Source organism: Pantoea sp. X-Soil-ISGK-421, assembly GCF_059730785.1.
Window position 1 is genome coordinate 3687047 of record NZ_AP035979.1, and the last position, 23969, is coordinate 3711015.

General features: G+C 49.9%; 42 protein-coding genes. 6 read left to right on the top strand and 36 right to left on the bottom strand.

Going from position 1 to position 23969, the window contains the following annotated elements; translation table 11 throughout:
* The first annotated feature begins 91 nt into the window (after positions 1–91).
* Positions 92–646 (top strand): gamma carbonic anhydrase family protein, encoded by a 555-nt coding sequence (locus tag AC6I8K_RS16975; RefSeq protein ID WP_064741574.1) that lies wholly within the window; start codon positions 92–94, stop codon positions 644–646.
* A 12-nt stretch (positions 647–658) separates the two neighbouring features.
* Here the strand turns inward: AC6I8K_RS16975 and aroE are convergent, their stop codons facing one another.
* The 5 genes from aroE to dprA are packed head-to-tail and all read right to left on the bottom strand — an operon-like array spanning position 659 to position 4204.
* Positions 659–1477 (bottom strand): shikimate dehydrogenase, encoded by an 819-nt coding sequence (gene aroE, locus AC6I8K_RS16980; protein WP_483816324.1) that lies wholly within the window; start codon positions 1475–1477, stop codon positions 659–661.
* A gap of 3 nt (positions 1478–1480) precedes the next feature.
* Positions 1481–2056 (bottom strand): L-threonylcarbamoyladenylate synthase type 1 TsaC, encoded by a 576-nt coding sequence (tsaC, locus tag AC6I8K_RS16985; protein WP_497827112.1) that lies wholly within the window; start codon positions 2054–2056, stop codon positions 1481–1483.
* Positions 2053–2607 (bottom strand): DNA topoisomerase family protein, encoded by a 555-nt coding sequence (locus AC6I8K_RS16990; protein ID WP_064741577.1) that lies wholly within the window; start codon positions 2605–2607, stop codon positions 2053–2055. The genes tsaC and AC6I8K_RS16990 overlap by 4 nt, the downstream gene beginning before the upstream one ends.
* A gap of 27 nt (positions 2608–2634) precedes the next feature.
* Positions 2635–3108, bottom strand: a complete 474-nt coding sequence (gene smg / locus AC6I8K_RS16995; RefSeq protein ID WP_007891699.1) for a DUF494 family protein Smg — start codon at positions 3106–3108, stop codon at positions 2635–2637.
* The gene (gene dprA / locus AC6I8K_RS17000; protein ID WP_497827113.1) at positions 3080–4204 is read right to left on the bottom strand and encodes a DNA-protecting protein DprA; all 1125 of its coding nucleotides are present in this window, start codon (positions 4202–4204) and stop codon (positions 3080–3082) included. The genes smg and dprA overlap by 29 nt, the downstream gene beginning before the upstream one ends.
* Before the next feature lie 115 nt (positions 4205–4319).
* On the opposite strand from dprA, the gene def reads away from it, so the two are divergent.
* The 5 genes from def (at position 4320) to mscL (ending at position 9061) form a co-directional block, all read left to right on the top strand.
* A complete protein-coding gene (def, locus tag AC6I8K_RS17005) occupies positions 4320–4832 on the top strand; it encodes a peptide deformylase (protein WP_008104717.1) in 513 nt (170 codons plus the stop codon).
* A 21-nt stretch (positions 4833–4853) separates the two neighbouring features.
* A complete protein-coding gene (gene fmt, locus AC6I8K_RS17010) occupies positions 4854–5798 on the top strand; it encodes a methionyl-tRNA formyltransferase (RefSeq protein ID WP_483816327.1) in 945 nt (314 codons plus the stop codon).
* Between the two features lie 45 nt (positions 5799–5843).
* A complete protein-coding gene (gene rsmB, locus AC6I8K_RS17015) occupies positions 5844–7130 on the top strand; it encodes a 16S rRNA (cytosine(967)-C(5))-methyltransferase RsmB (protein ID WP_064741581.1) in 1287 nt (428 codons plus the stop codon).
* 31 nt (positions 7131–7161) lie between these two features.
* Complete coding sequence (gene trkA / locus AC6I8K_RS17020) at positions 7162–8538, top strand: Trk system potassium transporter TrkA (RefSeq protein WP_064741582.1); 1377 nt, start codon at positions 7162–7164, stop codon at positions 8536–8538.
* Positions 8539–8647: 109 nt separating this feature from the next.
* Positions 8648–9061 (top strand): large-conductance mechanosensitive channel protein MscL, encoded by a 414-nt coding sequence (mscL, locus tag AC6I8K_RS17025; RefSeq protein WP_483816329.1) that lies wholly within the window; start codon positions 8648–8650, stop codon positions 9059–9061.
* On the opposite strand, the gene AC6I8K_RS17030 is transcribed toward mscL, so the two are convergent.
* The 31 genes from AC6I8K_RS17030 to rpsJ all read right to left on the bottom strand — a co-directional run bounded on the left by AC6I8K_RS17030 (position 9056) and on the right by rpsJ (position 23919).
* The gene (locus AC6I8K_RS17030) at positions 9056–9295 is read right to left on the bottom strand and encodes an alternative ribosome-rescue factor A (protein WP_483816330.1); all 240 of its coding nucleotides are present in this window, start codon (positions 9293–9295) and stop codon (positions 9056–9058) included. The genes mscL and AC6I8K_RS17030 overlap by 6 nt on opposite strands.
* A 50-nt stretch (positions 9296–9345) precedes the next feature.
* Positions 9346–9783 carry a Zn(2+)-responsive transcriptional regulator gene (zntR, locus tag AC6I8K_RS17035; RefSeq protein ID WP_483816331.1) on the bottom strand — a complete coding sequence of 146 codons (438 nt, stop codon included), beginning with the start codon at positions 9781–9783 and terminating at the stop codon, positions 9346–9348.
* A gap of 1 nt (position 9784) precedes the next feature.
* Complete coding sequence (locus tag AC6I8K_RS17040; RefSeq protein ID WP_483816332.1) at positions 9785–10156, bottom strand: DnaJ family domain-containing protein; 372 nt, start codon at positions 10154–10156, stop codon at positions 9785–9787.
* A 113-nt stretch (positions 10157–10269) separates the two neighbouring features.
* Positions 10270–10656 carry a 50S ribosomal protein L17 gene (gene rplQ / locus AC6I8K_RS17045; protein ID WP_008104728.1) on the bottom strand — a complete coding sequence of 129 codons (387 nt, stop codon included), beginning with the start codon at positions 10654–10656 and terminating at the stop codon, positions 10270–10272.
* A 40-nt stretch (positions 10657–10696) separates the two neighbouring features.
* Positions 10697–11686, bottom strand: coding sequence for a DNA-directed RNA polymerase subunit alpha (locus AC6I8K_RS17050; protein ID WP_007891688.1), 990 nt, complete (start codon positions 11684–11686; stop codon positions 10697–10699).
* 25 nt (positions 11687–11711) lie between these two features.
* Positions 11712–12332, bottom strand: coding sequence for a 30S ribosomal protein S4 (gene rpsD, locus AC6I8K_RS17055; protein WP_007891687.1), 621 nt, complete (start codon positions 12330–12332; stop codon positions 11712–11714).
* Positions 12333–12363: 31 nt separating this feature from the next.
* Complete coding sequence (rpsK, locus tag AC6I8K_RS17060; RefSeq protein ID WP_004160563.1) at positions 12364–12753, bottom strand: 30S ribosomal protein S11; 390 nt, start codon at positions 12751–12753, stop codon at positions 12364–12366.
* Positions 12754–12769: 16 nt separating this feature from the next.
* Complete coding sequence (gene rpsM, locus AC6I8K_RS17065) at positions 12770–13126, bottom strand: 30S ribosomal protein S13 (RefSeq protein ID WP_034830736.1); 357 nt, start codon at positions 13124–13126, stop codon at positions 12770–12772.
* Between the two features lie 146 nt (positions 13127–13272).
* Positions 13273–13389 (bottom strand): 50S ribosomal protein L36, encoded by a 117-nt coding sequence (rpmJ, locus tag AC6I8K_RS17070; RefSeq protein ID WP_004160566.1) that lies wholly within the window; start codon positions 13387–13389, stop codon positions 13273–13275.
* A 32-nt stretch (positions 13390–13421) separates the two neighbouring features.
* A complete protein-coding gene (secY, locus tag AC6I8K_RS17075; protein WP_007891686.1) occupies positions 13422–14753 on the bottom strand; it encodes a preprotein translocase subunit SecY in 1332 nt (443 codons plus the stop codon).
* Between the two features lie 7 nt (positions 14754–14760).
* Positions 14761–15195, bottom strand: a complete 435-nt coding sequence (gene rplO, locus AC6I8K_RS17080) for a 50S ribosomal protein L15 (RefSeq protein WP_007891684.1) — start codon at positions 15193–15195, stop codon at positions 14761–14763.
* 3 nt (positions 15196–15198) lie between these two features.
* Complete coding sequence (gene rpmD, locus AC6I8K_RS17085; RefSeq protein ID WP_007891681.1) at positions 15199–15378, bottom strand: 50S ribosomal protein L30; 180 nt, start codon at positions 15376–15378, stop codon at positions 15199–15201.
* Between the two features lie 5 nt (positions 15379–15383).
* Positions 15384–15884: a 30S ribosomal protein S5 gene (gene rpsE, locus AC6I8K_RS17090; RefSeq protein WP_007891679.1), complete on the bottom strand. Its 501-nt coding sequence runs from the start codon at positions 15882–15884 to the stop codon at positions 15384–15386.
* 14 nt (positions 15885–15898) lie between these two features.
* Positions 15899–16252, bottom strand: a complete 354-nt coding sequence (rplR, locus tag AC6I8K_RS17095; protein WP_007891678.1) for a 50S ribosomal protein L18 — start codon at positions 16250–16252, stop codon at positions 15899–15901.
* A 9-nt stretch (positions 16253–16261) separates the two neighbouring features.
* Positions 16262–16795, bottom strand: coding sequence for a 50S ribosomal protein L6 (gene rplF / locus AC6I8K_RS17100; RefSeq protein ID WP_064741586.1), 534 nt, complete (start codon positions 16793–16795; stop codon positions 16262–16264).
* Positions 16796–16807: 12 nt separating this feature from the next.
* On the bottom strand, positions 16808–17200 hold the full coding sequence (gene rpsH, locus AC6I8K_RS17105; protein WP_064741587.1) for a 30S ribosomal protein S8: 393 nt from the start codon (positions 17198–17200) through the stop codon (positions 16808–16810).
* Between the two features lie 32 nt (positions 17201–17232).
* Positions 17233–17538: a 30S ribosomal protein S14 gene (gene rpsN / locus AC6I8K_RS17110; protein WP_039380805.1), complete on the bottom strand. Its 306-nt coding sequence runs from the start codon at positions 17536–17538 to the stop codon at positions 17233–17235.
* Between the two features lie 14 nt (positions 17539–17552).
* On the bottom strand, positions 17553–18092 hold the full coding sequence (gene rplE / locus AC6I8K_RS17115; RefSeq protein WP_007891665.1) for a 50S ribosomal protein L5: 540 nt from the start codon (positions 18090–18092) through the stop codon (positions 17553–17555).
* A gap of 14 nt (positions 18093–18106) precedes the next feature.
* Entirely contained in the window at positions 18107–18421 is a 315-nt protein-coding gene (rplX, locus tag AC6I8K_RS17120; protein WP_007891664.1) for a 50S ribosomal protein L24, read from the bottom strand.
* 10 nt (positions 18422–18431) lie between these two features.
* Positions 18432–18803, bottom strand: a complete 372-nt coding sequence (rplN, locus tag AC6I8K_RS17125; protein WP_006120590.1) for a 50S ribosomal protein L14 — start codon at positions 18801–18803, stop codon at positions 18432–18434.
* 169 nt (positions 18804–18972) lie between these two features.
* Positions 18973–19227, bottom strand: coding sequence for a 30S ribosomal protein S17 (gene rpsQ / locus AC6I8K_RS17130; RefSeq protein WP_007891663.1), 255 nt, complete (start codon positions 19225–19227; stop codon positions 18973–18975).
* Positions 19227–19415 carry a 50S ribosomal protein L29 gene (gene rpmC, locus AC6I8K_RS17135; RefSeq protein WP_007891662.1) on the bottom strand — a complete coding sequence of 63 codons (189 nt, stop codon included), beginning with the start codon at positions 19413–19415 and terminating at the stop codon, positions 19227–19229. The genes rpsQ and rpmC overlap by 1 nt, the downstream gene beginning before the upstream one ends.
* The gene (rplP, locus tag AC6I8K_RS17140) at positions 19415–19825 is read right to left on the bottom strand and encodes a 50S ribosomal protein L16 (RefSeq protein WP_002438716.1); all 411 of its coding nucleotides are present in this window, start codon (positions 19823–19825) and stop codon (positions 19415–19417) included. Before rplP ends, rpmC begins: the two co-directional genes overlap by 1 nt.
* Positions 19826–19837: 12 nt before the next feature.
* Entirely contained in the window at positions 19838–20536 is a 699-nt protein-coding gene (gene rpsC, locus AC6I8K_RS17145; RefSeq protein ID WP_034830744.1) for a 30S ribosomal protein S3, read from the bottom strand.
* Between the two features lie 17 nt (positions 20537–20553).
* Positions 20554–20886 carry a 50S ribosomal protein L22 gene (gene rplV / locus AC6I8K_RS17150; RefSeq protein ID WP_007891659.1) on the bottom strand — a complete coding sequence of 111 codons (333 nt, stop codon included), beginning with the start codon at positions 20884–20886 and terminating at the stop codon, positions 20554–20556.
* Between the two features lie 13 nt (positions 20887–20899).
* A complete protein-coding gene (gene rpsS / locus AC6I8K_RS17155; RefSeq protein WP_001138115.1) occupies positions 20900–21178 on the bottom strand; it encodes a 30S ribosomal protein S19 in 279 nt (92 codons plus the stop codon).
* A gap of 16 nt (positions 21179–21194) precedes the next feature.
* Positions 21195–22016, bottom strand: coding sequence for a 50S ribosomal protein L2 (gene rplB, locus AC6I8K_RS17160; RefSeq protein WP_007891654.1), 822 nt, complete (start codon positions 22014–22016; stop codon positions 21195–21197).
* A gap of 17 nt (positions 22017–22033) precedes the next feature.
* Positions 22034–22336, bottom strand: a complete 303-nt coding sequence (gene rplW / locus AC6I8K_RS17165) for a 50S ribosomal protein L23 (RefSeq protein WP_007891652.1) — start codon at positions 22334–22336, stop codon at positions 22034–22036.
* A complete protein-coding gene (gene rplD, locus AC6I8K_RS17170) occupies positions 22333–22938 on the bottom strand; it encodes a 50S ribosomal protein L4 (protein ID WP_064741589.1) in 606 nt (201 codons plus the stop codon). Before rplD ends, rplW begins: the two co-directional genes overlap by 4 nt.
* 10 nt (positions 22939–22948) lie before the next feature.
* Positions 22949–23575, bottom strand: a complete 627-nt coding sequence (rplC, locus tag AC6I8K_RS17175) for a 50S ribosomal protein L3 (RefSeq protein WP_008104741.1) — start codon at positions 23573–23575, stop codon at positions 22949–22951.
* A gap of 32 nt (positions 23576–23607) precedes the next feature.
* A complete protein-coding gene (gene rpsJ / locus AC6I8K_RS17180) occupies positions 23608–23919 on the bottom strand; it encodes a 30S ribosomal protein S10 (RefSeq protein WP_006120582.1) in 312 nt (103 codons plus the stop codon).
* Between the last annotated feature and the right edge of the window lie 50 nt (positions 23920–23969).

Genomic DNA, 23969 nt, shown 5'->3' on the forward strand with positions numbered 1-23969 from the left:
CGCTGCGATCGCGAGCGATCTGCTCAAAAATCATCTTGTTTATCCGCCTTTTAAACCGCAGGCTTGGGTAAAAACGTAAAAGGAGAAGATCATGTCTACAGCCCTACGACCTTATAAGAGCCATTTTCCACAACTAGGCGATCGCGTGATGATCGATAACAGCAGTGTGGTGGTGGGCGAAGTACAACTTGCCGATGACGTAAGCATCTGGCCGCTGGTTGCGATTCGCGGTGACGTAAATAAAGTCGTGATTGGCAAAAGAAGCAATATTCAGGACGGCAGCGTACTGCACGTGACTCACAAGTCCAGCAGCAACCCGCAAGGTTATCCGCTGATTGTTGGTGAGGATGTCACGGTGGGGCATAAAGCAATGCTGCACGGCTGTACTATCGGCAATCGCGTACTGGTTGGTATGGGATCGATTCTACTGGATGGTGTAATTGTCGAAGACGATGTGATGATTGGTGCGGGCAGCTTAGTGCCACCAGGTAAACGCCTGGAAAGTGGCTACCTCTATCTGGGCAGTCCAGTTAAGCAGGTACGCCCGCTCAATGAAGCTGAAATCGCCGGACTACTTTATTCATCTAACAACTATGTGGCCTGGAAGAATGAATATCTCGATCAGGAAAGCCAAACTCATCCCTGATCGTCAAGCTTATTACTGATGCATTGCCTGCTTCAGTTTGGTTATCACTGGCGTGATCTCTGGCATCACGCCATGCCATAAATGGAAAGCGTGAGCCGCTTGACCAACTAGCATGCCAACACCATCAGCAAGCTGCTGCGCACCCTGTTGCTGGCACCACAGTAAAAATGGCGTCAAACCTTGTTGATAAAACATGTCGTAGCAACGCGTCTGCGGGCGAACAAGTGATGCGGCTAATGCCGGAACTTCGCCATCGACACCGCTTGAGGTCGCATTAATGATCAGATCAAATTCCTGACCCGCTAGTTGCTCGAAACTGGACGCTTTAATTTCACCGCTAAGTTGGAAAATCTCTGCCAGCTGCTCGGCGCGCACCACGGTGCGATTCACCACCACCAGCGAACATCCAAATGAAAGCAGCGGTAGGATTACGCCACGCGCAGCACCACCGGCACCCACCAGCAGAATTCGATCGCCTGGATGGATCATCTCCAGACGTTCTAGATCGCTGAGCAAACCGATGCCATCCGTGTTATCACCGAAGATCTTGCCCTGTGCATCTTTCTTTAATGTGTTAACCGCTCCAGATAATGCGGCGCGCTCGCTAAGCTCATCCGCAAACTCCCACGCCTGCTGTTTGAAAGGTAGCGTGACGTTGGCACCTTTTCCGCCGTTAGCAAAGAAGTCAGCGATCGACTGAGAAAAACCATCAAGTGGCGCGCACTCCATTCCATATTGATGATCAATACCGGTTTGCTCAGCAAACCGGCTATGAATGAAAGGAGATTTGCTATGCGCAATGGGATGTCCAAAAACGGCAAAACTTTTCATAAATTAGCCCTGACGAATAAGTTCACCGCTAATGACATCGCGGATTTCAGAAGGATTCAGGCGCCCACCCGTTTCAGCATGCAAAACCGGGAAATCTGAACCAAATTGCTGCGCAACCTCTTCGGCATTACGACAAGGTGGCTCACCAGAGAGGTTGGCACTGGTCGAAACCAAAGGTTTACCAAAACTACGGCATAAAGCCTGAACATCAGGATGATCGCTAACGCGAATTGCCAGTGAGTCAAAACGACCTGTTAACCAGCGCGGCGTGTGTGGCGAAGCGGGCACCACATAGGTTACCGGGCCTGGCCAGCTCGCAAACATACGCTCGCGCTGCAATACCGAGAGTTCACGATCAGCAATATAAGGTTCAAGTTGCGCGTAATCACCCGCAATCAAAATAAGTCCCTTCTCGACTGGACGCTGCTTAAGTGCCAGAAGCGTCATTACGGCACTTTCACTATCGGGATCGCAGCCTAATCCAAACACGGCTTCGGTTGGATAGGCGATAACTGCCTGTTGTTGTAGCTGCTCGATGCAAAAATCGAGACTGCCTGCTGAATACTGACTTGGCTTCATGATGATGATTCGTCCTGGACGATGGGCTTACCGCAACGTTTGCTGGCACAAAAGCGCTTTATGCCCTGTGCGGTTTTTTTCTCAATTAATAATGGGAACTGACAATGCGGGCAAACGCCTTCAACCGGTGCTGAGTTAAGTGCAAACTGGCAATCTGGATAGCGATCGCAGGAATAGAAGGTTTTGCCATAGCGCGAGCGCCGTTGAACCAGTTTACCGCTCTGACACTGCGGACAGGCAATAGCCGTTTCATCCGGCTTGTCGATGGTTTCGGTGTAATTACATTCCGGATAATGACTGCAACCCACGAACATGCCAAATCGTCCCTGGCGAAGAACTTTGTCTGCGCCACACTGCGGGCACGCGTGGCCTTCCAGTACTTTAACGACATGACCGTCTCCCTGACTTTTTAGCGGGCGGATGTAGTCGCAGGTAGGATAATTAACGCACCCCAGAAAGGGGCCGTGTTTACCGGAGCGTATAACTAATTCTGCCCCGCAAGCGGGGCAGGGATCGTGTTTAGGCACGGAGAATAGTGCTGATTTACTCATATTACCGGTTGCATCAATCGCAGATTATTAATGCAGCATACCTTCATTGACGTCGAATAACAGTTCTTCCATTTGTTGATAGGCGTTTTCACATCCTGGAATGTTAAACAGCACCATCAACACCACCCATTTGAGATCTTCAAGATCGAATTCGAGGGTATCAAGGGCCATTACACGTTCGATGACCATCTCGCGCGTTTCCATATTCAGCACCTGGACCTGTTCCAGGAACAAAATAAAACCGCGACATTCTGCATCTAAGCGCTGGTTTTCCTCTTCGGTATAGATGCGCATTGAGAGCGGATCATTTGCCATGAGTACAGGCGCAACTAAGCCTTCCTGATAATCCGCTAACCGCTCAAGCCAATTCAACGCATTGTAGATATCTTCACGATGAAAACCGGCATCGGTTAAATCATCGGTCAATTTATCCTGATCAACGCGCATTTCAGCTTCGTTGTGGATATACGTCTCAAACAAGTACATAAGTACGTCGAACATGGCATGCCCTCCTCAATCGGACATAGCCGCCGGGTACAGCTGCGATCCATCCTGCTAACTCCAGCTCCAGCAGGTGAGCTGCGATAACTGGCACAGGTTGGCCGGCACGTTCAGCGACGACGTCAACAGGTGTAACCTCATCACCTACGTTAGCCAACACAGTTGCAAATGGCAATGGAACATCGTCACTGTCTTGTGAATATATTGTTTCTGAAGTGCTATCAGGCAACCATTGCAGCGTCGAATGTAAATCCTCAAGAATATTGTTGGGATGCGCCACCAGCAGCGCACCTTGCTGGATGAGCCAGTGCGTCCCTTCACTGCCTGGATTGCCTAGCGCACCGGGTAACGCATAAACGTTACGATTTTGTTCCAAAGCATAGCGTGCTGTAACTAGCGAACCGCTTTTCAACGAGGCTTCAATCACCAACACACCCAAGCTTAAACCACTGATAATGCGATTACGTCGTGGAAAGTTAACCGCATGCGGTGCCATATCAAGGGGAAATTCCGAGATCAGCGCGCCACCACCAATAACAATCTCGCGCGCCAGTGCTTGATGACTTTTAGGGTAGATATGCTGCAGGCCGCTGCCTAACACTGCCACGGTCTTGCCCTGCACTTCTAACGCGGCTCGATGCGCCACGCCGTCAATTCCACGAGCCAGACCGCTGGTGATAGTCAATCCACTCAGCGCCAATTGCTGCGTAAACCAACTTCCCCATTGCTGACCATAATGCGTGCAAAGGCGACTTCCCACCACACCGAGCTGTGGTGTCTGCAAGACGTCCAAACTACCGGCAACATACAGCAGTGATGGACGTCGACTGATTTCCGCTAACGCCGAAGGATAATATTCATCGATGCAGGCCACTAAATGATGCTGTTCATGCTCCAGCCACACATACGTTCGTTCTAACTGGCGCGGGCATAGCACATTGAACTGTTGTCGCTGTGTTTCGTTTAATCCCTGATCCAACAAAAGCTCATTATCAACATGCGCATTATCTTGCAGCGTCACAGCCAAATTTTTGGCAAGCCGGCGGCTTAAGCCCTTCACATTTGCCAGCCTGAGCATCCATTCAATTCTTTCCATGCCACACTCCCTGTCAGCCGCGCTATGATGCGGCGCAATGCTGTCAATCAGGCATCAAAAAGTCTACAATATGAGGCAGTAATCTTTTCTTTAACGCATACAGATCTGGATATTTATGTCAGTTTTGCAGGTATTACATTTCCCTGATGATCGCCTTCGCAAAATCGCTGCGCCGGTGGCAACCGTAAACGCAGACGTTCAGCGTATTGTCGACGACATGTTCGAAACCATGTACGCCGAAGAAGGTATTGGCTTAGCGGCGACTCAGGTCGACATTCATCAGCGCATCATTGTTATTGATGTTTCTGAAAATCGTGACGAGCGTTTGGTATTGATCAATCCGGAACTGCTGGAGAAAAGCGGTGAAACCGGAATTGAAGAAGGATGTCTTTCCATTCCTGAGCAACGTGCTTTTGTGCCGCGCGCTGAATGGGTCAAAGTGCGTGCGCAGGATCGCGACGGCAAAAGCTTTGAGCTGGAAACCGATGGTTTGCTGGCGATTTGTATCCAGCACGAAATCGATCATCTTGATGGCAAACTTTTCATAGATTATCTGTCGCCTCTGAAACGTCAGCGCATCAAACAGAAACTGGAAAAATTGGCCCGCCTAAACGCACGCGAAGATTAAGTGCTAATAGAAGGTTAAACTGTGTCTGCACCGCTCAAAATTATCTTTGCCGGTACACCTGACTTTGCAGCGCGTCATTTAGACGCGTTGCTTGCTTCTGAGCATCAGGTTGTTGGTGTCTTTACCCAGCCCGATCGTCCTGCCGGACGCGGTAATAAACTTACGCCAAGCCCGGTAAAAATCCTGGCGCAGGCGCACGATATTCCCGTGTTTCAACCAAAATCTCTGAAGCCTGAAGAGAACCAGCATCTGGTTGCCGATTTGCAGGCCGATATTATGGTGGTAGTCGCTTATGGCTTGATCCTGCCGAAAGCCGTGCTGGTTATGCCGCGCTTGGGTTGTATTAATGTGCATGGCTCGCTGCTGCCACGCTGGCGCGGAGCTGCGCCTATTCAACGCTCTCTATGGGCCGGCGATACCGAAACTGGCGTCACCATCATGCAGATGGATGTTGGCCTTGATACCGGTGACATGCTGCATAAGCTGTCTTGCCCAATTACAGCAGAAGACACCAGTGCTTCGCTGTATGAAAAGTTGGCGCAACTCGGTCCGCAAGGCATGTTGTTAACGCTGGATCTGTTGGCAAGTGGTAACGCTAAACCAGAAGTTCAGGATGAAGCGCTGGTCTCTTATGCCGAGAAACTGAGCAAAGAAGAAGCACGCCTTGATTGGTCACTTCCAGCAGCACAATTGGAACGTTGTATTCGCGCCTTCAATCCATGGCCAATGAGCTATTTCATGATAGAAGAGCAACCGGTAAAAGTCTGGCAGGCAACGATTTTGCCTCATCAGAATAAACAACCCGGTGAAATACTACATGCTGATAAACAAGGTATTCAGATTGCGACCGCTGATGGTGTGCTTAATCTGTTAACGCTGCAACCTGCCGGTAAAAAAGCCATGTCCGCTCAGGATCTGCTCAATTCACGTCGCGAATGGTTCGTTGCTGGAACCGTTCTGGCCTGATCCTCCAAGCCCGGTTTGACCGGGCTTTTTGTTTGATGAAATAAAATGAAAAAAGCTACCAACCTGCGCAGCCTGGCCGCGCAACTCATTGAACGCGTTGTGGACAAGGGCGAATCGCTAAGTGCCATTTTACCGGGCGCGCAAAAGACCTTATCCGACAAAGATGGCGCGCTGCTGCAAGAGCTCTGTTTTGGCGTGATGCGCACGCTGCCGCAGCTGGAAGCCTTAATCGGCAAATTGATGGAGCGCACGTTAACCGGTAAGCAGCGAGTGTTGCATTATCTGTTGATGGTTGGCCTTTATCAGCTGCTTTATACGCGCGTGCCTGCGCATGCAGCATTGGCAGAAACCGTTGCGGGAGCTGAAGTACTTAAACGGGCGAATTTAAAAGGTCTATTAAACGGTGTGTTGCGCCAATTCCTGCGTCAGCAAGAAGTGCTATTAGCCGAAGTTGACCAAGGCACGCAACGCTACTGGCATCCTGGCTGGTTGCTCAAACGTCTGCAGGCAGCGTGGCCAGATCAGTGGAAGCAAATTGTTGAAGCCAATAATCAGCGCCCGCCGATGTGGCTGCGCGTCAATCGTCAGCATCATAGTCGTGATGCCTGGCTGGCGTTATTGCAGGCAGAAGACAAAATTGCCTTCCCTGCCGACGCGCCCGATGCATTGCGTTTGGACTCCCCCGCTCCAGTCAGCCATTTGCCAGGTTTCGATCAAGGTTGGGTGACAGTGCAGGATCTCTCAGCGCAACGTTGCGCACTGCTACTTGAACCGAAGAATGGTGAATCTATTCTCGATCTCTGCGCTGCTCCGGGTGGAAAAACCACACATATCCTCGAAATAGCCCCGCAGTCCAAAGTATTAGCCGTCGATATTGATCAGCAACGTCTGCTCCGCGTGCATGAAAACCTCCAGCGGCTGGGTATGCAGGCTGAAGTGCGTCAGGGGGATGGTCGTACACCGGCAGAATGGTGTGGTGACATGCAATTTGATCGCATTTTGCTTGATGCACCCTGCTCTGCCACTGGCGTTATTCGTCGCCATCCCGACATCAAATGGCTGCGGCGCGATCGTGATATTCCAGAGCTGGCGAATTTACAGCGTGAAATTCTGGAAGCAGTTTGGCCGCGTCTCAAATCTGGCGGCACCATGATTTATGCCACCTGCTCCATTTTGCCGGAAGAGAACCATAATCAAATCAGCAGTTTTTTGGCCGCACACAGCGATGCTGTAGCTGAAGCGTTGCCCCAAGGCCAAAGCAATGGCTGGCAGGTTTTCCCTACCATCGATGGCGGCGATGGTTTCTTCTACGCTAAGCTGATGAAAAAATAGTGCTGCGCACTCTGACAAGAGCATCTAAGCCATGAAAATCATTATCCTCGGCGCCGGTCAGGTCGGCGGAACCCTGGCAGAAAATCTGGTTGGGGAAAACAACGATATTACGGTCGTCGACAGCGATGCAACGCGTTTGCGCGTATTACAGGACAAGTTTGATCTGCGTGTAGTGCATGGTCACGGTTCGCATCCGCGGATTTTGCGAGAAGCCGGAGCTGAAGATGCCGATATGTTGGTGGCGGTGACAAACTCAGATGAAACCAACATGGTGGCTTGTCAGATTGCGTATTCACTTTTCAATACGCCAAATCGCATCGCACGTATTCGCGCCGCTGAATACTTACGCGATGCTGATAAGCTGTTTGTGCCTGAGGCCGTGCCGATTGATCATCTGATCTCTCCTGAGCAGTTGGTGATCGACAATATCTATCGTCTGATTCAATATCCTGGTGCACTTCAGGTGGTGAATTTTGCCGAGGGTAAAGTGAGCCTGGCAGTGGTCAAAGCCTATTATGGCGGCCCTTTGGTCGGTAATCCTCTGTCGATCATGCGCGAACATATGCCACACATCGATACGCGTGTAGCCGCAATTTTTCGTCAGGATCGCCCCATTCGGCCACAGGGTTCTACGATTGTGGAAGCCGGCGACGAAGTATTCTTTATTGCCGCTAGTCAGCATATTCGTGCGGTAATGAGCGAAATGCAGCGTCTGGAAAAACCTTATAAGCGCATCATGTTGGTTGGCGGCGGAAATATCGGCTTTGGCTTGGCGCAGCGTCTGGAAAAACAATACAGCGTGAAGTTGATTGAACGTAATCAACAGCGTGCGGCGGAATTAGCTGAGCGTTTGCACGACACTATTGTATTTTACGGTGATGCTTCGGATCAGGAATTGCTGGCCGAAGAGCATGTTGATCAGGTGGATCTCTTCATTGCAGTGACTAACGATGATGAGGCCAATATCATGTCGGCAATGTTGGCTAAGAAGATGGGCGCCAAAAAAGTGATGGTGCTGATCCAGCGCCGCGCCTACGTTGATCTTGTACAAGGCAGCGTGATCGACATTGCGATCTCGCCACAACAAGCCACGATCTCGGCCCTGCTTAGCCACGTTCGTAAAGCAGATATTGTTGGTGTTTCCTCGCTGCGTCGTGGCATTGCAGAAGCTATTGAAGCCATCGCGCACGGCGATGAAACGACCTCACGCGTGGTCGGACGTTTAATTGAAGATATTAAGTTGCCGCCGGGAACCATTATCGGTGCTGTTGTGCGCGGTGATGAGGTGATCATCGCTAATGATAGCGTGCGGGTGGAACAAGGCGACCATGTGATTATGTTCTTGACGGATAAGAAGTTTGTGCCCGATGTAGAGCGTCTATTCCAACCAAGTCCATTCTTCCTGTAAAAGCTGCGGGCACTAGTTCGCGTGATAATTTTGCTTAATCCATTGTTCTAATGGCAATTGCACAAAGGTTTGTTAGACTTTAGCCATTGGCCAAGGCAAGGAGATAACAATGAGTTTATTCAAAGAGTTTCGTGATTTTGCAATGCGTGGGAACGTAGTTGATCTGGCAGTCGGTGTCATCATCGGTGCCGCTTTTGGTAAGATTGTTTCTTCACTGGTCGCAAATATCATCATGCCACCACTCGGCTTGTTGATCGGCGGTGTCGATTTTAAACAGTTCAAATGGATATTAAAGCCGGCAGAAGGTGATATTCCTGCTGTAGTGATGGAGTACGGTAACTTTATTCAGACCGTTTTCGATTTCGTTATTGTTGCCTTTGCGATCTTCCTGGCAATTAAAGTAATGAATAAGTTATATCAGAAAAAAGAAGTTGAAAAAGCAGCACCAAAACCAACAAATGAAGAGTTACTGCTCACTGAAATCCGTGACCTGTTAAAACAACAAAAACACGATAAATTATGATGAAAAGCCGCCCATTAAGGCGGCTTTTTTGTCTTTAAAGAAGAAGGCCAGTGATAAACTTCTCTGCTTATCACTGGCCTCCCAGTTACGTCCTTTTGCATGTTTGTCTTTACGCTGATAGCTGCCTTTCCCTTTCTGATTCTTCTCAACGCGCTGTCGAAAAAGTGGATCGTGTAATAGTGCTTCGAGCGCATTGTCGTTGATTTTACCTTTTTGGTGCTGATAACGAGTCATCTGATCCTCCGGTTAGTAACGGCGCAACTATATTCCTTCTAGCGCAAAATTCAATCTCTGCTGCAACAAAGTTCGGCATGAGGTTCTTCACCTTTTTCCAGCGCTTCAAGAATTGAACAGCTAGCGCTGCTATGTACGTCTCCGCAGCAGGTTTCGGCTAAACGGTGCAATGAACGCTGAATGGTCTGCAGTTCGGCGATCATACCGTTCACCTCATCCAACCGCTTCGCCACGATAGCTTTTGATTCCTGACAAGTATGATGTTCCGGATCGACGCGTATTGACAATAAACCACGAATCGACGCTAAGCTGAAGCCGAGGTGGCGACCATAGCGAATAAAACGAAGCCGTTGTAAATCATCTTCGCTGTAAAGGCGAAAGCCGCCCTCGGTGCGTACTTCATGATTCATCATCTGCTGTTTTTCATAAAAGCGGATGGTGTCTGGCGTGACATCTGCCATTTTTGCTAGTTGGCCAATTCGGTACATGCTATTTATCCCGCTGCAGATGATGATGGATCACCTTACTATAATCACCGTGTAAGAAGTCGGTACTTATTCCTGCCTGTTGAAGTTTTATTTCTAATAGCGCTAAACGTTTTGTTAACTCACGTGACTTTACATCGTCAGGATCCAGTTTATGAAGCAGATCATTTAGCGCTAATGCTTCCCGACGCATTTCAAGTTCGGGCGGTAAGTATCCGGAGTTTTTTAACAACCGATATGCAGTACGTAACTCTGCTGGCACTCCGGTGTCATTATCTAATTGTAACGGTGCACCTTCGCCGGGCAGATTACTTAGTTCGCCTTTTTCCTGAGCTTCGCGAATATGCTGCTCAACAAGTTGATCGATTAGCCACATAAGAGAGTTCCTGACGCGTGTCTTAGCCATCAGCATAGCGAAAGGGGAGAAAATGGGAAGGAATTGCGGGCAATAAAAAACCCGCCGAAGCGGGTTTTTTACGATACTGCAAATTACTCTGCAGTAGCTTCTGCTTGAGCTTCTGGACGATCAACCAGCTCGATGTAAGCCATCGGAGCGTTGTCACCAGCACGGAAGCCACACTTCAAAATGCGAGTGTAACCACCTGCACGGCTCGCGAAACGCGGGCCCAGCTCGTTAAACAGTTTTGCCACGATCTCGTTATCACGAGTGCGGGCGAATGCCAGACGACGATTAGCTACGCTGTCGGTCTTGGCAAGAGTAATCAGCGGCTCAACTACGCGGCGCAGCTCTTTGGCTTTCGGCAGAGTCGTCTTAATGATCTCATGACGAACCAGAGAACCAGCCATGTTGCGGAACATAGCCTGACGATGGCTGCTGTTGCGGTTCAGTTGACGACCACTCTTACGATGGCGCATGACCTTATCCTTCTCAGTGAAACCTTAACCTGTGATCCGGTTATTCATCAGCAATGCTTGCTGGTGGCCAGTTTTCCAGGCGCATGCCCAGAGACAAACCACGTGAAGCAAGCACATCTTTAATCTCGGTAAGAGATTTTTTACCCAGGTTAGGCGTTTTAAGCAGCTCAACCTCGGTACGCTGTACCAGATCACCGATGTAGTGGATAGCTTCTGCCTTAAGGCAGTTAGCAGAGCGGACAGTCAATTCCAGATCGTCAACAGGGCGCAGCAGGATCGGATCGAATTCTGGTTTCTCTTCTTTCACTTCCGGCTGACGTACATCACGTAAGTCAACGAAAGCTTCCAGTTGTTCTGCCAGGATGGTAGCCGCACGACGAATCGCCTCTTCAGGATCGATTGTGCCGTTAGTTTCCATTTCGATGACCAGCTTGTCCAGGTCGGTACGCTGTTCTACACGCGCTGCTTCAACATTGTAGGCGATACGGTCTACAGGGCTGTAGCAAGCGTCAACCAACAGACGGCCGATTGGGCGCTCATCTTCTTCCGAATGAATTCGGGCAGAAGCCGGCACATAACCACGACCACGCTGAACTTTGATGCGCATACTAATAGATGCGTTTTCATCGGTCAGGTGGCAGATCACATGCTGCGGCTTGACGATTTCAACATCACCGTCGTGGGTGATGTCGGCTGCAGTCACAGGGCCAATGCCAGATTTATTCAGAGTAAGGATGACTTCATCTTTACCTTGAACTCTTACCGCCAACCCTTTCAGGTTAAGCAGGATTTCCAGGATATCTTCCTGTACGCCCTCTTTGGTGGAGTACTCATGAAGCACACCATCAATCTCAACCTCGGTCACCGCGCAACCCGGCATGGAAGAAAGCAGAATACGGCGCAGTGCGTTACCAAGAGTATGGCCAAAGCCACGCTCTAACGGCTCAAGGGTCACCTTGGCGTGCGTCGAACTCACTTGCTCGATATCTACCAGGCGCGGTTTTAGAAACTCTGTCACAGAACCCTGCATTGTGTCCTCTCTTTGGTACTAAGCTTTACTTAGAGTAAAGCTCGACGATCAGGTGTTCGTTAATGTCCGCAGACAGATCAGTACGTTCAGGAATACGCTTGAACACACCTTCCATCTTAGTAGCATCAACTTCCAGCCAGGTTGGCTTTTCACGCTGCTCAGCCAGCTCCAGAGCGGCCTTCACGCGAGATTGCTGTTTGGCTTTCTCACGGATGCTTACGACATCATTCGGAGATACCTGATAAGAAGCGATGTTAACAACGCGACCGTTCACCAGGATAGATTTGTGGCTAACCAGCTGACGTGCTTCTGCACGAGTGGCGCCAAAGCCCATACGGTAAACAACGTTATCCAGACGACCTTCCAGCAGGGCCAGCAGGTTTTCACCTGTGTTGCCTTTCAGACGTGCTGCTTCTTTATAATAGTTACGGAACTGACGCTCCAGCACGCCGTACATACGACGAACTTTCTGCTTTTCACGCAACTGGCCGCCGTAGTCAGACAGACGCGGTTTACGCGCACCATGCTGACCAGGTGGTTGTTCAATTTTGCACTTGGTATCGATCGCGCGAACGCCAGACTTAAGGAATAAGTCGGTACCCTCACGACGGCTCAGCTTGAGCTTAGGACCCAAATATCTTGCCATTTTCTTTCTCCAACTAACCTAAAAACGGGCGTTAAACGCGACGTTTTTTCGGCGGACGACAACCGTTGTGAGGGATTGGAGTCACATCAGTAATATTAGTGATGCGGAAACCAGCAGCGTTCAGAGCACGAATTGTTGATTCGCGACCTGGACCCGGACCCTTAACCATAACTTCCAGATTCTTAATACCGTAATCTTTCACTGCTTCTGCACAGCGCTCTGCAGCTACCTGAGCAGCAAACGGAGTAGATTTACGTGAACCGCGGAAACCGGAACCACCGGCGGTTGCCCAACCCAGTGCGTTACCCTGACGATCCGTAATGGTAACGATGGTGTTGTTAAAAGATGCATGGACATGAGCCACGCCATCTGAGACTTGTTTTCTTACACGCTTACGTGCACGAACTGGTGCCTTTGCCATTATTTACTCACCCCGATTATTTCTTGATCGGTTTACGCGGACCCTTACGGGTACGTGCATTGGTCTTAGTACGCTGACCGCGAACTGGCAGACCACGACGATGGCGTAAACCACGATAGCAACCAAGGTCCATAAGACGCTTGATGCTCAGGGTGATTTCACGGCGCAGATCACCTTCAACAACGAATTTACCAACTGCTTCACGCAGCTGTTCAATTTGTTCTTCAGACAGCTCTCTGATCTTAACATTTTCAGCAATACCCGTTGAAGCGCAGATGGCTTTAGAACGAGTTTTACCGATACCGAAGATCGAAGTTAATGCGATAACGGTATGTTTTTGATCAGGAATGTTAATGCCTGCTATACGGGCCACTATGCACTCCTATAATTAAACAAATGCGTCCCATGCTGAAAAGCCCGTTTTCAGGATACTCAAATGGTAACGCATCGACATACAAAAGATTGGCTGGCTAATCTAGCCAGCTCAACCCGACTTTGCAAGAAAAATATGTGACAATATCAGCCTTGGCGCTGTTTATGCTTTGGCTCGGCGCTGCAGATCACACGTACGACACCGTCGCGGCGAATGATTTTGCAGTTACGACATAATTTCTTGACGGAAGCACGAACTTTCATTTTTACTCTCCGTAACTTCTCAAGCACCCGAATTAACGGCCATAGCCCTTCAGGTTAGCTTTCTTCAATGCAGACTCGTACTGACTCGACATCATCAGAGTTTGCACTTGAGCCATAAAGTCCATGATGACGACCACTACAATGAGCAGCGATGTACCGCCAAAGTAGAATGGAACTTTCATAGCATCACGCATGAACTCCGGGATCAGGCAGATAAAAGTAATATACAGTGCGCCGATTAAGGTCAAACGTGTCATTACTTTATCGATGTACTTCGCCGTTTGCTCTCCCGGACGAATTCCCGGTACGAATGCACCAGACTTCTTCAGGTTATCTGCTGTTTCACGTGGGTTGAATACCAACGCCGTGTAGAAGAAACAGAAGAAGATGATTGCAGTCGCATAGAGTAGCACATAAAGCGGCTGTCCTGGTTGCAAATACAGCGAAATTGTTGTCAGCCAGTTCCAACCGGTACCGCCCCCGAACCATGATGCTATGGTCGCTGGGAACAGAATAATGCTGGAAGCAAAAATAGCTGGGATTACGCCCGCCATGTTCACTTTCAACGGTAAATGTGTGCTCTGTGCAGCATATACACGACGACCTTGCTGACGTTTAGCGTAGTTGACCACAATGCGGCGCTGGCCACGCTCGACGAAAATAACAAAGAACGTCACTGCAAATACTAGAACTGCAACCAACAGCAACAGAAGGAAGTGCAGGTCACCTTGCCGCGCTTGCTCGATGGTATGGCCAATGGCCGGCGGGAGGCCCGCAACAATACCTGCGAAGATAATGATCGAGATACCGTTGCCGATACCTCGTTCAGTAATCTGTTCGCCCAGCCACATCAGGAACATTGTCCCGGTAACCAGACTTACAACAGCGGTAAAGTAGAATGCAAAGCCTGGATTCATTACCAGTCCCTGCATTCCAGGCATATTCGGTAAACCGGTAGCAATACCGATCGACTGGAATACAGCCAGAACCAGTGTGCCGTAGCGAGTGTACTGGCTAATCTTACGACGACCAGCTTCACCCTCTTTCTTAATCTCAGCTAACGCTGGATGAACCACCGTCAGCAGCTGGATAATAATAGAGGCCGAAATATACGGCATAATACCCAGTGCGAAGATTGAGGCACGACTGAGAGCACCACCAGAGAACATGTTGAACATTTCAATGATGGTGCCACGCTGTTGCTCAAGCAGTTTGGCAAGTACAGTGGCATCGATACCGGGGATTGGAATAAAAGAGCCAATTCGGAAGACAATGAGTGCACCGATTACAAACAACAGTCTGCGCTTCAGTTCACCAAAGCCACCTTTGGCACTTTGAAAATCTAATCCCGGTTGCTTTGCCATCTGCTACTTATTCCTCGATTTTACCGCCAGCAGCTTCGATTGCAGCACGAGCACCTTTGGTGACACGCAGACCGCGAACCGTTACCGGTGCAGAAACTTCACCAGAAAGAATCACTTTCGCGAATTCAATCTGAACACCGATAATATTGGCCGCTTTCAGCGTATTCAGGTCAACAATACCGCCTTCAACTTTCGCCAGATCAGACAGACGAACTTCTGTGGTGATCATTGCTTTGCGAGAGGTGAAACCGAATTTCGGCAGACGACGGTACAGAGGCATCTGACCACCCTCGAAACCGCGACGTACGCCACCGCCAGAACGAGAGTTCTGACCTTTGTGACCACGACCACCAGTTTTACCGAGGCCAGAACCGATACCACGACCCAGACGCTTAGAAGCGTGTTTAGACCCTTCGGCCGGAGACAGAGTGTTTAAACGCATCTCTTACTCCTCCACTTTCAGCATGTAGGAAATCGCGTTAATCATACCGCGTACAGCAGGCGTGTCTTCACGCTCAACGGTGTGATTGATGCGACGCAGACCCAAGCCAACCAGAGTCGCTTTGTGCTTAGGCAGGCGGCCGATTGAACTGCGGGTTTGTGTAATTTTAATAGTCTTAGCCATCGTGATTACCCCAGAATTTCTTCAACGGATTTACCACGCTTGGCAGCGACCATTTCCGGAGAATTCATATTGCCCAGGCCATCGATAGTTGCACGAACCACGTTAATCGGGTTTGTAGAACCATACGCTTTAGCCAAAACGTTATGTACTCCAGCGACTTCTAAAACGGCGCGCATTGCACCACCGGCGATAATACCGGTACCTTCAGAAGCCGGCTGCATGAACACACGAGAACCTGTGTGAGCACCTTTAACAGGGTGCTGCAGAGTTCCGTGAGTCAGCGCGACGTTAATCATATTGCGACGGGCTTTCTCCATCGCTTTCTGGATCGCTGCTGGAACTTCACGCGCTTTACCGTAACCAAAACCAACGCGGCCGTTACCATCACCCACTACAGTCAGTGCGGTGAAGGAGAAAATACGACCACCTTTTACAGTTTTAGATACACGGTTTACCGCGATCAGTTTTTCCTGCAGTTCGCCAGCTTGTTTCTCGATGTTTGACATCTTAGACCTCTACCTTAGAACTGAAGGCCAGCTTCACGGGCAGCATCTGCCAGTGCCTGGACACGACCATGATATTGGAACCCGGAACGGTCGAAAGAGACATTTTTGATGCCTTTCTCAACAGCGCGCTCAGCCAGAGCTTTACCTACAGCTGCAGCGGCGTCTTTGTTACCGGTATACTTCAGTTGTTCGGCAATAGCTTTTTCTACAGTAGAAGCAGCAACCAGAACTTCGGAACCGTTCGGGGCGATCACCTGTGCGTAAATATGACGCGGGGTACGATGTACCACCAGGCGAGTAGCACCCAGCTCTTTGAGCTTGCGACGTGCACGGGTCGCACGACGGATACGAGCAGATTTCTTATCCATAGTGTTACCTTACTTCTTCTTAGCCTCTTTGGTACGCACGACTTCGTCGGCGTAACGAACACCCTTGCCTTTGTAAGGCTCAGGACGACGGTAGGCGCGCAGATCAGCTGCAACCTGACCAATCAGCTGTTTATCAGCGCCTTTCAGCACGATCTCAGTCTGAGTTGGACATTCAGCAGTGATGCCGGCCGGCAGTGCATGGTCAACAGGGTGAGAGAAGCCAAGGGCCAAGCTCACAGAGTTGCCTTTAACAGCTGCACGATAACCAACACCAACCAGTTGCAGCTTCTTGGTGAAGCCTTCGGTAACACCGATAACCATGCCGTTCAGCAATGCACGAGCAGTACCTGCTTGTGCCCAACCATCCGCATAACCTTCGCGTGGAGCGAAAGTCAGGGCGTTGTCTGCTTGCTTAACTTCTACAGCACTGTTGATAGTACGAGTCAGCTCGCCGTTTTTGCCTTTAATCGAAACTTCCTGACCGTTGAGTTTTACCTCTACGCCCGCAGGAACAACGACAGGTGCTTTTGCAACACGAGACATTTTATCCTCCGATTACGCTACGTAGCAGATAATTTCGCCACCAAGACCAGCTTGGCGCGCTGCACGATCAGTCATGACACCTTTAGAAGTAGAAATTACAGCAATGCCCAGCCCAGCCATAACTTTTGGCAGCTCATCTTTTTTCTTATAGATGCGCAGACCTGGACGGCTAACACGCTGAATGCTTTCTACAACAGACTTACCCTGGAAATACTTAAGTGTTACTTCCAGTTCAGACTTGATGTCGCCTTCGATTTTAAAATCTTCAATATAGCCTTCTTCCTTCAGCACGTTGGCAATTGCCACTTTCAGCTTGGAGGAAGGCATAGAGACCGCAACTTTGTTCGCGGCCTGACCGTTACGGATACGGGTCAGCATATCCGCGATCGGATCTTGCATGCTCATCTGTGTTACTCCCGTGATTCAAATGGTGACAATTACCAGCTAGCCTTTTTAAGGCCCGGGATCTCACCGCGCATTGCGGCTTCACGGACCTTGATACGGCTCAACCCAAACTTCCGCAGGAAACCGTGCGGACGACCTGTCTGACGGCAGCGGTTACGCTGACGTGAAGGGCTGGAATCACGCGGCAGACTCTGCAGCTTGAGAACGGCATTCCAACGGTCTTCGTCGGAAGCGTTCACATCAGAAATGATCGCTTTCAGTTCAACACGTTTAGCGAAGAACTTGTCTGCTAATTTCACACGCTTAACTTCGCGTGCTTTCATAGATTGCTTAGCCATTAAGTAACCCTGCCTTACTTGCGGAACGGGAATTCAAAGGCAGCCAGCAGAGCACGGCCTTCATCATCAGATTTCGCAGTAGTGGTAATGGTAATATCCAAACCACGAACGCGATCGACTTTGTCATAATCGATCTCTGGGAAGATGATCTGCTCACGAACGCCCATGCTGTAGTTACCACGACCGTCGAAAGACTTCGCAGATAAACCACGGAAGTCACGGATACGCGGTACAGCAATAGTGATCAGACGCTCAAAGAACTCCCACATGCGCTCGCCGCGCAGAGTTACTTTACAGCCGATCGGATAGCCCTGACGGATTTTGAAGCCTGCAACTGATTTGCGTGCTTTGGTGATCAGCGGTTTTTGACCGGAGATTGCTGCCAGATCAGCTGCTGCATTATCCAGCAGTTTCTTGTCAGCGATCGCTTCACCAACACCCATGTTCAGGGTGATCTTCTCGACCCGAGGGACTTGCATGACAGAATTGTAGCCGAACTCTGTCATGAGTTTCTGGACTACTTCGTCTTTGTAGTAATCATGCAGTTTCGCCATCGTACTACTCCAAATTACTTGATAGTTTCGCTATTAGACTTGAAGAAACGGACTTTTTTGCCGTCTTCGAATCTAAAGCCTACACGGTCAGCCTTGCCGGTTGCCGCATTGAAGAGTGCAACGTTGGAAGCCTGAATTGCAGCCTCTTTCTCAACGATGCCACCTGGTTGGTTCAGGGCCGGGACCGGCTTCTGATGTTTCTTAACCAGGTTAATACCTTCAACGATGACCTTACCAGAAGTCAGGACATTCTTTACTTTACCGCGTTTACCTTTGTCTTTGCCGGTAAGCACGATAACTTCGTCGTTACGACGGATTTTCGCTGCCATTGCTCGCTCCTTAGAGTACTTCTGGTGCCAGAGAGATAATTTTCATGAACTTTTCAGTACGAAGTTCACGAGTTACCGGCCCAAAAATACGCGTACCGATAGGTTGCTCGCTGTTATTATTTAAAATAACGCATGCATTACCATCGAAGCGAATGACAGAACCGTCCGGGCGACGAACACCCTTCCTGGTGCGCACCACTACCGCTTTCAGGACATCACCTTTTTTCACCTTGCCACGAGGAATTGCTTCCTTGATGGTCACTTTGATGATATCGCCGACGCCTGCGTAGCGACGGTGCGAGCCACCCAGAACCTTGATACACATTACGCGACGTGCACCGGAGTTGTCGGCGACGTTCAGCATAGTCTGTTCTTGGATCATTTTAGTGCTCCGCTAATGTCAACTACTACTTCGGGACCCAAACCTCAGGTCGTTAAAAAGCCCCATAATTGAGGGCGCGGCATTATAACACCGGTTCTCGCACATGGGTAGAAAAAATGAACGGCTCAGACGAGCCGTTCATTTTATTTTTTAGAGGAAGCGGATTCTATTACAGAACCGCTTTCTCTACAACGCGAACTAACGTCCAAGACTTAGTCTTAGACAGCGGACGAGTTTCGCGGATTTCAACCACGTCACCAATACCGCATTCGTTGTTCTCGTCATGGATGTGCAGCTTAGTCGTACGCTTGATGAATTTACCGTAGATCGGGTGTTTCACGACACGTTCGATAGCAACAACTGCAGATTTCTGCATTTTGTCACTAATAACACGACCCTGCAGAGTACGGATTTTATCGGTCATTACGCCGCCTTCTCAGTCAGTAAAGTCTTAACACGTGCAACATTACGGCGCACTTCTTTCAGCAGATGGGTTTGCTGAAGTTGGCCGGATGCTGCTTGCATGCGCAGGTTAAACTGCTCACGCAGCAGGTTAAGTAGCTCAGTGTTCAGCTCTTCAACGCTTTTTTCACGCAGCTCATTTGCTTTCATTACATCACCGTCTTAGTAACAAAGGTGGTTTTGATAGGCAGTTTTGCTGCTGCCAGCTTGAAGGCTTCACGGGCCAGCTCTTCCGGAACGCCGTCCATTTCATACAGGACTTTACCCGGTTGAATGAGGGCAACCCAATACTCCACGTTACCCTTACCTTTACCCATACGCACTTCCAGCGGCTTCTCGGTAATTGGTTTGTCCGGGAATACACGGATCCAAATTTTACCTTGACGCTTAACTGCACGGGTCATAGCACGACGTGCTGCTTCGATCTGACGAGCAGTCAGACGACCACGGCCAACAGCTTTCAGACCGAAAGTACCGAAGCTGACATCCGTACCTTGCGCCAGACCACGGTTGCGGCCTTTGTGCACTTTACGGAATTTCGTACGCTTTGGTTGTAACATCAGCGACTCTCCTTACTTACGGCCTTTACGCTGCTGCTTTTTAGGTTGAGCAGCCGGTTCCGGTTGTTCAACAGCAGCCATACCACCTAGGATCTCGCCTTTGAAGATCCATACCTTAACGCCGATTACACCATAAGTGGTGTGCGCTTCAGAGGTGTTGTAGTCAATGTCTGCACGCAGTGTGTGCAACGGTACGCGACCTTCACGGTACCATTCGGTACGTGCGATCTCGGCACCGCCCAAACGGCCGCTGACTTCGACTTTAATACCCTTCGCGCCCAGACGCATTGCGTTCTGTACAGCACGCTTCATAGCACGACGGAACATCACACGACGCTCCAGCTGTGAAGTGATGCTATCAGCAACCAATTTAGCGTCCAGTTCCGGCTTACGGACTTCGGCGATGTTGATCTGTGCAGGAACGCCAGCGATTTTCGCGACGACCGTACGCAGTTTTTCTACGTCTTCACCTTTCTTACCGATAACGATACCCGGGCGAGCAGTGTGAATAGTCACACGGATGCTCTTAGCCGGACGCTCGATAACGATACGAGATACAGACGCTTTAGCCAGTTCCTTAGTCAGGAACTGACGGACTTTAAAATCGCTGTCCAGGTTGTCAGCGAATTCTTTGGTGTTCGCAAACCAGGTAGAGTTCCATGGTTTTACAATACCCAGGCGAATACCATTAGGATGTACTTTCTGACCCATTGCTAGTCTCCAGAGTCTCAGCGATCGGACACAACCACAGTAATGTGGCTGGTGCGCTTCAGGATGCGATCTGCACGACCTTTCGCACGCGGCATAATGCGCTTCATGCTTGGGCCTTCGTCTACGAAGATTTTCGCGACTTTCAGATCGTCGATATCAGCGCCATCGTTGTGTTCGGCGTTCGCAATGGCAGATTCCAGGACTTTCTTAACCAACACAGCAGCTTTCTTGTTGGTGTAGGTCAGAATATCCAGAGCCTGCGACACTTTCTTACCGCGAATCAGGTCTGCCACCAGGCGAACCTTCTGAGCAGAAGAACGAGCATGGCGATGTTGAGCAATAGTTTCCATCTCTTCCTCCTACTTATTTCTTCTTGGCTTTCTTATCTGCAGCATGGCCGCGATAAGTACGTGTCGGTGCAAATTCACCCAGTTTGTGGCCGACCATTTCGTCGGAAACAAAGACAGGAACGTGCTGACGACCATTATGGACAGCGATGGTCAAACCGATCATGTTAGGGAAGATCGTTGAACGACGGGACCAAGTGCGCAGGGGCTTCTTGTCACCGCTTTCCACCGCTTTCTCTACCTTCTTCAGCAAGTGCAGGTCAATAAAAGGACCTTTCTTGAGAGAACGTGGCATGGCTTATCCTCTAAAATTATTTGCTACGGCGACGTACGATAAATTTATCAGTACGCTTGTTGCTACGGGTCTTCTTACCTTTGGTCTGAACGCCCCACGGAGTTACCGGGTGCTTACCAAAGTTACGACCTTCACCACCACCGTGCGGGTGATCGACTGGGTTCATCGCAGTACCGCGAACGGTAGGACGAACACCACGCCAACGGGTTGCACCAGCTTTACCCAGCACGCGCAGCATGTGCTCAGAGTTGCCGACTTCGCCGAGAGTTGCACGACATTCGGATTCAACTTTGCGCATTTCGCCTGAACGCAGACGCAGGGTAACGTAGGAACCTTCACGCGCAACGATCTGCACGTAAGTACCAGCTGAGCGAGCAATCTGACCGCCTTTGCCTGGTTTCATTTCTACGTTATGAACGGTAGAACCCACCGGGATGTTACGCATCGGCAGGGTGTTACCTGCTTTAATCGCAGCATCAACGCCAGATTGAATCTGATCGCCGGCTTTCAGGCCTTTAGGGGCCAGGATGTAACGGCGCTCGCCATCTTTGTACAGAACCAGTGCGATGTTCGCAGAACGGTTCGGATCGTACTCAAGACGCTCAACAACTGCTGGGATACCATCTTTGTTGCGTTTGAAGTCAACAATACGGTAAGCCTGCTTGTGACCACCACCGATATGACGGGTAGTGATACGACCATTGTTGTTACGACCACCGGATTTGCTGTTTTTTTCTACCAGCGGGGCAAATGGTTTGCCCTTGTGCAGCTCTGGGTTCACCACTTTAACTACGTGACGACGACCCGGAGATGTCGGTTTACATTTAACAACTGCCATTGTCTTTCTCCTCCGACTTACTCAGCGCCGCCGACGAAGTCCAGATTCTGGCCTTCCTTCAGGGTGACGTAAGCTTTTTTCCAGTCGCTACGACGACCGATACGCTGTCCGTGACGCTTAACTTTCCCTTTAACTACCAGGGTGTTTACGTCTTTAACTTCCACTTCGAACAGTTTCTCAACAGCAGCAACGATCTCTGCTTTGGTCGCGTCTTTAGCAACTTTGAGAACGATGGTATTGGTTTTTTCCATCGCAGTAGATGCTTTTTCTGATACGTGCGGTGCACGCACTACTTTCAGCAGACGTTCTTCACGGATCATGCCAGCATCTCCTCAACTTGCTTAACTGCTTCCGCAGTCATAACGACTTTGTCGAAGGCGATCAGGCTAACTGGGTCGATGCCCGCTGCATCACGCACGTCAACCTTGTACAGGTTACGCGCAGCCAGGAACAGATTCTCATCCAGTTCACCGGTGATGATCAGCACATCTTGCAGCGCCATGTCTTTCAGTTTCTGTACCAGCAGCTTAGTTTTAGGTGCTTCTACAGAGAACGTCTCGACAACGATCAGACGGTCCTGACGTACCAGCTCGGACAGGATGCTTTTCAGCGCGCCGCGGTACATCTTTTTGTTAACTTTTTGACTGTGGTCCTGCGGACGTGCAGCGAAGGTCACGCCACCTGAACGCCAGATTGGGCTCTTTACAGAACCTGCACGCGCACGGCCGGTACCTTTCTGGCGCCAAGGCTTTTTGCCTGAACCAGTAACTTCAGCACGAGTCTTCTGCGCACGAGTACCCTGACGAGCACCAGCGGCATAAGCAACAACAACCTGGTGAACCAGCGCTTCGTTGAAATCACGACCGAAGGTAGTTTCGGAAACAGTCAGCGCGCTCTGCGCGTCTTTCAGTACTAATTCCATTGCTATCCCCTTACGCCTTCACAGCTGGTTTAACAATCAGATCGCACCCAGTTGCACCCGGGACGCCACCTTTGACCAGCAGCAGGTTGCGCTCAGCGTCAACACGTACTACTTCCAGGCTCTGAACGGTTACGCGCTCATTACCCAGCTGACCAGCCATTTTCTTGCCTTTGAACACTTTGCCCGGAGTCTGGTTCTGACCGATAGAACCCGGAACGCGGTGTGACAAGGAGTTACCGTGTGTAGCGTCCTGGGTACGGAAGTTCCAGCGCTTAACGGTACCTGCGAAACCTTTACCTTTAGAGGTACCGGTAACGTCTACTTTTTTAACGTCAGCGAAAATTTCAACACTGATGCTCTGGCCAACAGAGAAATCTTCACCTTCGGTGCGGAATTCCCACAGACCACGGCCAGCGTCAACGCCAGCTTTAGCAAAATGACCTGCTTCAGGCTTGCTCACACGGCTTGCTTTTTTAGCACCGGTGGTAACCTGGATAGCTTGGTAACCATCGTTGTCCAGGCCTTTAACCTGAGTAACGCGGTTTGCTTCAACTTCGATAACGGTTACTGGGATTGAAACGCCATCTTCAGTGAAGATGCGGGTCATACCCACTTTTTTACCGACTAAACCAATCATTGTATCAACCTCTCAATCGCTCGATGACCTGATTAACCCAGGCTGATCTGCACGTCAACACCGGCAGCCAGGTCCAGACGCATCAGAGCATCAACGGTTTTTTCAGTTGGCTCAACGATGTCTACCAGACGCTTGTGAGTGCGGATTTCGTACTGATCACGCGCGTCTTTGTTAACGTGCGGAGAGATCAGAACGGTAAAACGCTCTTTGCGGGTTGGCAGCGGGATCGGACCACGTACCTGCGCACCAGTGCGCTTGGCAGTCTCAACGATTTCCGCGGTTGATTGATCGATCAGGCGATGATCAAACGCTTTAAGACGGATACGGATTCTTTGGTTCGACATGAGACCAAGGCTCCAAACATTTTATAAACGAAAAGAATTACTACCCACAT